Here is a 240-nt window from a genome sequence, read left to right on the forward strand (position 1 = left end):
CGGCCCCGTTCGTGCTCGCGGCCGGTGCGGTTGCTGCTGCGTTGCGCGCATTCACGATATCTTGCGCCAGCGTCATCAGCTTTCCCGCAATTTCGAGCAATTCTTCCGGCTGCGCACTCGGCGGAACAGTCACATGCATATGTGCCGTGTCGAACCGGATGCCCGGCTTACGGCCGCCGCCCGGCGCACGTTCGCGCGAACCCCGGCACACGGTAACGACCTCGTTGAGCGTCTTGAGCT

General features: G+C 64.6%; 1 protein-coding gene. It reads right to left on the reverse strand.

Annotated features, from left to right (window positions below):
* The coding region (locus AC1RPQ_RS08660; protein ID WP_481762377.1) for a hypothetical protein at positions 1-240 on the reverse strand (240 nt) is incomplete at both ends.

The sequence above is a fragment of the Dellaglioa sp. CoH-57-MRSF-21 genome, assembly GCF_056781915.1.